Raw genomic sequence first — 7338 nt, 5'->3', positions numbered from 1 at the left:
CTGCTGCGAGGGTGGTAAATGCGTCGTGGGCGAGCGATCGATTCTTGTCGATCGCGTCCAGCGTGATGCTGTTGCGTGACCCTTGCGAACGGCCGAGCAGCGTTACCAGATGTGTGATGGCGCGCGCCGCGAGCGGAGGGCGAGTGAGTGCGACCTTGGCTACCGCGATGGCTTCGTCCTCATCGTGGTATCGGTAGTGATTTTCTTCTACAGGTGGCTGCTTCTCAAAGTGGCTCAGTACGTTGTGCGCGCGAGTCGAATCGAGACGGTCGGCGATGCCGGCCAGTGCCTTGACCGCGTTGTTGTATCTCGAGGTGGAGAATGCCCGTAGGTCCGGCCTGGACCCCGCCTCTGCCGCCGTTAGCTCATCGACGAGGTGCTCTGACAAATCGCCGACGAGGTCGTCTGGTACGAGGTCTGCCTGTGTCGCGAGCAAGCGGTAGCTTGTGCCGACTGCCCAATAGTTGGGCGCGTCCAACTCGGCGAGGACGTCGATGAACTCGCGAGGAAGAGACTTGCCAAGGGCCTCGATAGCTTTGGTCGCGCCCGCTCGGATGAGGTGGCGAGCCGCCAGTGCTGGCTCGTCGGACTCGATGAGAATCGTGGCGAGAACCCGCCGGGCGCGCTCTTCTCCGACCCAGTCACTTACTGTCACAGCGTCCCGCAGCGCACGTTGGGCCGAAATTGCCGCAGACCGGAGTTTCTGGTCACTCAACGCGGTCAGCGCGTCCTCATAAGCGCTGCCTGCGGTAGGCACGAGAGGTGAAGAAGTTCCCATTCCACGAATTGCTGTCTGCAGAGGAAGTAGGTCGTTGCCGGTAAAAGGGTTCCAATGTGTTCGAAAGGCTCGACGGCTGAAGATCCATGTTGATGCTTCGCCCCACTGTCGCGCCAACGATGCAGAACCGGAAGCTTCGTCCCATGCGAGATCGGCCTCTTTGAACTTTTGATGCAGGGCGCAATCGCGCGCGTAACGTGCAGTCACCAGGCCCAATAGGTCATGTCCAAGATTCAGCTTGCGGGCGTCGGTAAGCAGTTCTGACCAGTCTGCAGTGGTCTCCGCGAGAAGCAGTCTTAGCCGTGTGCGCAGCACCCGGTCGATCGATGAGATGCTGGAAAGATCGACGAAGACCGGATTGGCTTTCGTCAGCCACTCGCGGTCGTCGTTCACCAAAGCCGTCTCGCCAGCGAGTAGCGCGAGTCGAATCTGATCAAGGAGATCTCCGATCCGGAGGCCGCCGATATCTGGAACGAACGCGGTGGGATTCATGTAGAGGTCGATGGCAACCTCGCTAACGCGTTGATAGAGCTTAACCTGCTCATTCCCCGCTGCAGATCTTGATAGCTCATCGAGCTGAGATCGCGTGATCTGCGCAGTTGCCGACAACCCTTGATCGAGAGCGGCCCAGAAATCGTCCAGTACATAGCGTGCGGCTTCGTCAGCTCGTCCTACGCTCGCAAGCAGTCGAACGCGATCCTTATCGTGTTGCGCGGCATGCGGCCCGAATCCCGCGTCACGTAGTTTCGCTTGCCCCGCTTCGATGAGCGAGAGCGCTTGCGAAGGATCTGATACTGCGGCTGCATCGTCGAAGAAGTTTTGTGCGCCGGTGGTGACTTCAGGCGTCCGGGCGATCGCCTCACGAACAGCCACAACCTCCGCATTAGGTACGACGGCCACGTCTACCTTAAAAGAGAGACAGAATGCCTCGGCGGTGGGCATTCCGAAGAACTCGATAACGATCTCTGGCCGCCCTCTTAGGAGGTATGACAACTCCTGCTCATCCCACAACTCCAAGCCGATCGGATGGAGCGCTTTGCGCTGGATCGCAAGCTCTTCGACCGCTCTGGTGCTTCGGACGGTGCGGGCCACGCCGATGATGAGGCGATCGACCGAGAAAGGACGTACTGTCGTGCGGAACTTATTTGCAGCCGCCTTTATATCCGCCGCACCGAACCGTTTGTACTTCTTGCTTTGGAGCGCAGTTCCGCTGCCATCTGGTGCTAGGGCAACGACGTCGAGACCGTACTGTGCTTGGCCGCGATCTCCATACAACTGAGCATGGCGTAGACCCTCCACGTCACGCATCACCCGCCATTGAAGACGTTCGAAGTCCTCCCATGACAGGGCGTTGAAGGGAAGCAGCTCGAGCTTTCCGATCACCGGCGCGGGTGCAAGAGCCGACGGTGTGGCATTGAGCGACGATCCAAGCGGCAGGGGGTGCCAGTCCGTCATGCAGTTCTCCTTAGCGGCTTTCCGCTCCTCGCCAGCAGGACTACTCGCCCTTCGCGGCCACGGGGTGGGGGCAGGGTTCCATTATCGTCGTCGTTGGCCCTAAACGGAGTCGGTATTGGTCCTCTTGGTGATGGATCGGTGTGTAGAAGCGCAGATACGGCTGCAAATAATCATGGAGTGTCGAGTTTCCTGATCACCGCAACGGGAAACCGTCTCGGCGTCGGCATCACCGATAGGCTGGTTCAGCCGCAGGTCAGGACGTTGACGAACCTTTCTGGACAGCCGCACGCAGGCTTGGAAAGCGTGTTGGGGGCAGCCCCACACGGGTTTGGGCTCCAGCGACGTTCGATCGGGACTCCGACGCACTCAACTCGAAACCTCACTACGATCACCGGCCATGGACTGGCTCGGGCGGATCGCGAAGCTCAGACAGTGGAGCAGGAGCGGAACGCGCGCCCCGCACAAGCCACTGCTGCTCCTGCACGCCCTCGGCCGGTTCCAACAGGACACCGACAGCGAACTCCGCTACAGCGCAGTGGAGAAGGACCTGCAGCTTCTGCTCACCGAGTACGGCCCGCCCAACAGGACAACTCCCGCCTACCCGTTCCACCACCTCATCAGCGACGGCGTGTGGGAAGTACGTACCGACCGCGGGCCCGGCAGCCCCGGGACCGGAGTGCGAGCCCTCCGGGAGACGGGCGCCACCGGCCGGCTCGCACCGGAACTCAGAACCGCCCTGCGAGCCGAACCCGAACTGCTGGGGAGGATGGCGCGGTTACTGCTCGACCTGCACTTCCCGCCCTCCCTCCACGGTGACCTGTGCGAAGCCGTCGGCCTGGCACTGGAACCCTCGGAGACCGGGCACCTCATGCCAACCCGCAGACAGCGAGACCGCCGAATGCGCGAACTGGTGCTCACCGCTTACGAGTACCGGTGCGCCTTCTGCGGCTACGACGGCAGGATCGGCACGGTCCCGGTCGGGCTGGAAGCCGCACACGTACGCTGGTGGGCCTTCGGCGGACCGGACGACATCGACAACGGGCTGTGCCTCTGCTCGCTGCACCACAAGCTCTTCGACAAGGGCGTCCTCGGAGTCGACGACGGCCACCGCATACTCGTCGCCCAGCAGTTCGTCGGCCACAGCCCCGCCGCCCGCGAGCACGTCATCGCACTCGCGGGACGTCCGCTCATCGGCCCACAGCCAGGCGTACGCCCTGTCGCAGCCGACCACCGCGCCTGGCACGCCAGCCAGGTCTTCCACGGCACCGCACGCCCTGCCGACGCGGCCTGCCGGATCCGCGGCCGCACAAGCAGCTCTTGACCCTGACCTACTTCATGGCCTTCGCGCTCCCTGATAGCGAACACCTTCTCGTCGCCCCTGTCCCCCTGGAGTCGGCCAGCTCTATCGGCTCGGCAGTGTCCAACCCGAGCAGCCCCGCGTTGTGGGAACCTCCGCGCCCCCTCGCTCCTCGAATTGTTCGGCCGTCGCCGAACCCCTCCGTGTGCTCCTGCAATGGCGTTTCTCCGGCCGCCACTGCTCCCAAGGCTCGGCTGCTCGTCAGACGCCGAGCGGGACTATCGGTGACTCCGATCGGGCTGCGTGCCCATAGCGTGCCCTTAAGACCGGTCAACCACGGTCAACAGCGGTGCCATCAGGCCGCACGGCCACGACACCGTGACGGCATCCGCGCAGGTCAGCGGTCATGCGGCCGACCGAGCGCCGTCGCTTCCCAAGCTGAGAGTGCGAGTTCGATTCTCGTCACCCGCTCCATGATCAAGAACTAAGGCCCAGGTCATCGACCGGGGCCTTTTTGCTGTCGCCGTCGATTATTCGCCGCGTGCCAGATTCGCGCCAGAACGCTGATCGCCGGGGTCGGCCGTTTCCGGTTCTGGCACGGCAGCAGGCTCCTGGCATGCCTTGCGGACGGTCGCGTCGAGCCCGGCAGAGACTTCCTGCTGCACCAGATGCCTTCACGTCGCACGCCGTGAGCACAGCCGCCTGTCGAGTTCGGCCAAGTCAGCCGGCCAACCATGCCAGCGACGAATCCGCCGACGCACTACCGACGGACCTCACCCCCCTCGTCACGACGGCCAGGCATCGGCCACCACGAAGGAGACCACCGTTCCGCCGAAGCGACTGGGCCCGGAGTGCCACGACTCCGCGATCGAGTTGACGAGGAGCAGCCCGCGCCCGTGTGCGTCGTTGGCGTCGGGGCACCGGAGTCGCACGTTCACAGGGAAGCCCGGGTTGTGCACCTCGACCCGCAGCGAGGTCTCCTCCCGGAACCACTCCACGCGCACGACCCAGGATGCCTCAGCCTTCCCGTAGCAGATGGCGTTGGTGACCAGTTCCGAGATCATCAGCTCGCAGTCATCGACCGAGCAGGCAGGATTGTACGGAGCGATGAACTTCCGGAACCAACGTCGGGCCCGGGGGACGGACTCCGGCGTCGGATGCAAGGTCATCGCTCCGAGCCGCGGCGAGTCCTCAGAGGGGTAGCGGTCGATCCTGTAAGCCATCCGCGTTCACTCCTTGCCGCCGCCATCGCAGTCGAGGCAGCGCCGCTTCGATGTGGCACTGGTGCGGTCGGCGGCAGCCACTGACTCGTCACTCCACGCCCTCTTCCGATCAAGTGGCCTTAGCCACTTACTGGATAGTGGCATTAGCCACTTGTGGCGCGCAAGCAGATCGCCGAGAAGACCAACCATCAGGTGAGCGGGTACCCCTGTTCGAACGCCCAGCGGTGCGGCGGATAAATGGCTTCGGCGAACTCCAACGGCCGGTCCTGGAGGTCGAAGACGACGTGATGCACGATCAAGACGGCTGCGGTCCGCCCAAGTTGGAGGTCCGCTGCCTCCTCGTCGGTCGCCTGCCGGGCACACATGCGGTCTTCGGCGTAACTCCCCTGTCGTCCCGTCATGTTCTCGACGTACATCAGGGTGCCCTCCTGGATCCGTTCCGTTTCCAGAAGCTTGGGCGCTCTCTGGCCGATGTCCGGCGCGAACCACGAGGTGGACAGCGCGATGGGCGCTTCCTGGTTGTTGGTCACACGCCGTCGATGCACGGCCCGGCGGTCCTTCACCAGGCCCAACGCCTCAGCAACGTGATCCGGGGCATCCAGCCACCCGGCCGAAGTGATCACCGCGTACTCACCAGGCGTGTAGATCTTCCCGGTCTGCCGGGCCCGCCCATACAACTCACGTGCCCGCCGGTTCACTTCCAGACTGCGGACGTACGTGCCGGACCCCTGCCGCTTCTCGACGAGCCCCTGATGACTCAGCGCCTCCAACGACCGCGCCGCCGTCGGCCTGGACACCTTCCAAACCGCCGCCAACTGCCGCTCGGAAGGAACCTCGTCCCCTGGCCGAAGGTCACCCCGAAGAATCTGATCACGGATGAAGTGCGCGATCTGCAGGTACTTCGGCTGCGCCTCCTCAATCTTAGGCATGTCCCCTCCTCGCCAAGTGGCTATAGCCTCTAGCCACTATAGAGTGATCGGTCAACGCCTCCCCGTACCCTTGGACCCATGACGCGGTTGATCGTCGCAGCAGGCGGAGGGGGCGACGCAGTCGCCGCCGCGATGCTTGACGCCGCCCTGTACGGCGACAGCGAGCGGGCGGTGATCCTCACGCACGCGTGGGACCGCTTGCTGATCGACCCGGTACCGGGCCCCCGAGGACCCGCCGACTTCACCGGCCTCGAACCGCTCACCCCGGGCGTCTGGAAGGTGCCGGCAAAAGCCCGCGCAATCGCACCGGCAGGTTCCACGCTCCCTCGACTAGCGGCAGAACTCCCGCACATCTTCGCTCTGATCGACCCGAGGCAGGGCGCCGAGGGCGTCACGAGGCAACTCGAAGAGCTGGTCACCCACTTGCAGCCGACCTCCATCGATCTCCTGGACGTCGGCGGCGACGTGCTGGCCCGAGGCGACGAACCGACGCTGAAGAGCCCAATAGCCGACTCCCTGACACTGGCAGCATGCGGTCAAATGGGCACCCACATACGCCTGTTGGTCGCAGGCCCCGGCCTCGACGGCGAACTCTCACACGAGGCCCTGCAACGCATGCTCGGCCCACGCGTCCACACCTTCACTGCTGAGGACGTCGAGCCGATCAGCCCGGTCCTGGAATGGCACCCCTCAGAGGCAACAGGCATGCTCGCGGCAACAGCCCGAGGCGCACGCGGCACGTGCGAGGTCCGAGACTCCGGACTTGCCATCCCCCTCACGGACGAAAGTCCGACGGTCCACGAGGTCGACCTGGACGAGGCGTTGAACCGCAACGAGTTGGCCCGCGCCATCATGTCGACCACCACCCTGGACCAGGTTGAAACACTGAGCCGCGAGGTGTGCGGCTTCTCCGAAATCGACTACGAGCGCAACAAGGCCCTCTGGCTCAAGGAGCAACGGCCGGCAAAGTTCGACGCCGAATCGGTGCTACTCCAACTCACCCAGTTCGAGGCGGAAGCCCGAAGCCGCGGAGTCACTCACACGACGTTCCGCCACCTCACCGAGGTCCTGAACCTCAACGGCTCACAGCGCGGTGACCTGCGCCGACTACTCATCAACAACCGACCGGAGCAGTACACGGCGCCCCTTTGGCGCATCGCCTCGCTCGATTCCGGCGCGGGGACAGTCACTTGAGCGCGTTCTCCAGTGACTTCGGGCTGGACACTATCCGAGACGTGGCAGGTACCGGGACCGAAGTTGACGTCGCCGTGCACCTACTCGACGGCACTGTCAGGCTATCGATCCTCTGGACGCAGGAAGTCCTGCTGTCCGCCGATGACGCCGAGCAGGTAGCCCAGGCCATTCAGCGCGCCGCGAAACAGGCTCGCATCATCACGGCCGACAACCCGCCCAGCAGCACGACGAGTGAGCCCGGCACCACTGGATAACAACCTTCTCTACGGTTTCAAGCCCTGGCTGCGCTCCGCTCCACCGGGCGCGTCATCCATACAAGATGCGACATGCAAACCCGATCTCCGGGCTCACGCGGGTCACTCTGACACGCAACTTGCCATCTCATCTACACGAGTACGCCTGGGGTGCACGAGTTCAGAGAAGGATCCGTCCCCTCCGACCAAGCGAACTGTCAGACCTGTC

At 63.8% G+C, this 7338-nt stretch carries 6 protein-coding genes; 3 read left to right on the top strand and 3 right to left on the bottom strand.

Annotated features, from left to right (window positions below; translation table 11 throughout):
* Positions 1–2233: hypothetical protein (locus QA861_RS24305; protein ID WP_443041532.1), on the bottom strand; the 2233-nt coding region annotated here is incomplete at its 3' end.
* Positions 2234–2630: 397 nt separating this feature from the next.
* Between QA861_RS24305 and QA861_RS24300 the strand changes: the two genes are divergently transcribed.
* Positions 2631–3554 (top strand): phosphorothioated DNA-binding restriction endonuclease, encoded by a 924-nt coding sequence (locus QA861_RS24300; protein WP_334590409.1) that lies wholly within the window; start codon positions 2631–2633, stop codon positions 3552–3554.
* A gap of 761 nt (positions 3555–4315) precedes the next feature.
* Here QA861_RS24300 and QA861_RS24295 read toward each other — a convergent pair.
* A complete protein-coding gene (locus tag QA861_RS24295) occupies positions 4316–4753 on the bottom strand; it encodes an ATP-binding protein (RefSeq protein WP_334590408.1) in 438 nt (145 codons plus the stop codon).
* Between the two features lie 188 nt (positions 4754–4941).
* The gene (locus tag QA861_RS24290) at positions 4942–5682 is read right to left on the bottom strand and encodes a GntR family transcriptional regulator (protein WP_334590407.1); all 741 of its coding nucleotides are present in this window, start codon (positions 5680–5682) and stop codon (positions 4942–4944) included.
* 78 nt (positions 5683–5760) lie between these two features.
* On the opposite strand from QA861_RS24290, the gene QA861_RS24285 reads away from it, so the two are divergent.
* Together QA861_RS24285 and QA861_RS24280 are read left to right on the top strand one after the other, a co-directional pair.
* Entirely contained in the window at positions 5761–6876 is a 1116-nt protein-coding gene (locus QA861_RS24285) for a DUF1152 domain-containing protein (RefSeq protein WP_334590406.1), read from the top strand.
* The gene (locus QA861_RS24280) at positions 6873–7130 is read left to right on the top strand and encodes a hypothetical protein (RefSeq protein ID WP_334590405.1); all 258 of its coding nucleotides are present in this window, start codon (positions 6873–6875) and stop codon (positions 7128–7130) included. The genes QA861_RS24285 and QA861_RS24280 overlap by 4 nt, the downstream gene beginning before the upstream one ends.
* The last annotated feature ends 208 nt before the right edge of the window (positions 7131–7338 follow it).

The sequence above is a fragment of the Streptomyces sp. B21-083 genome, from assembly GCF_036898825.1.
Classification (GTDB): Bacteria; Actinomycetota; Actinomycetes; order Streptomycetales; family Streptomycetaceae; genus Streptomyces.
This window is presented reverse-complemented; position numbering and strand designations above follow the sequence as displayed.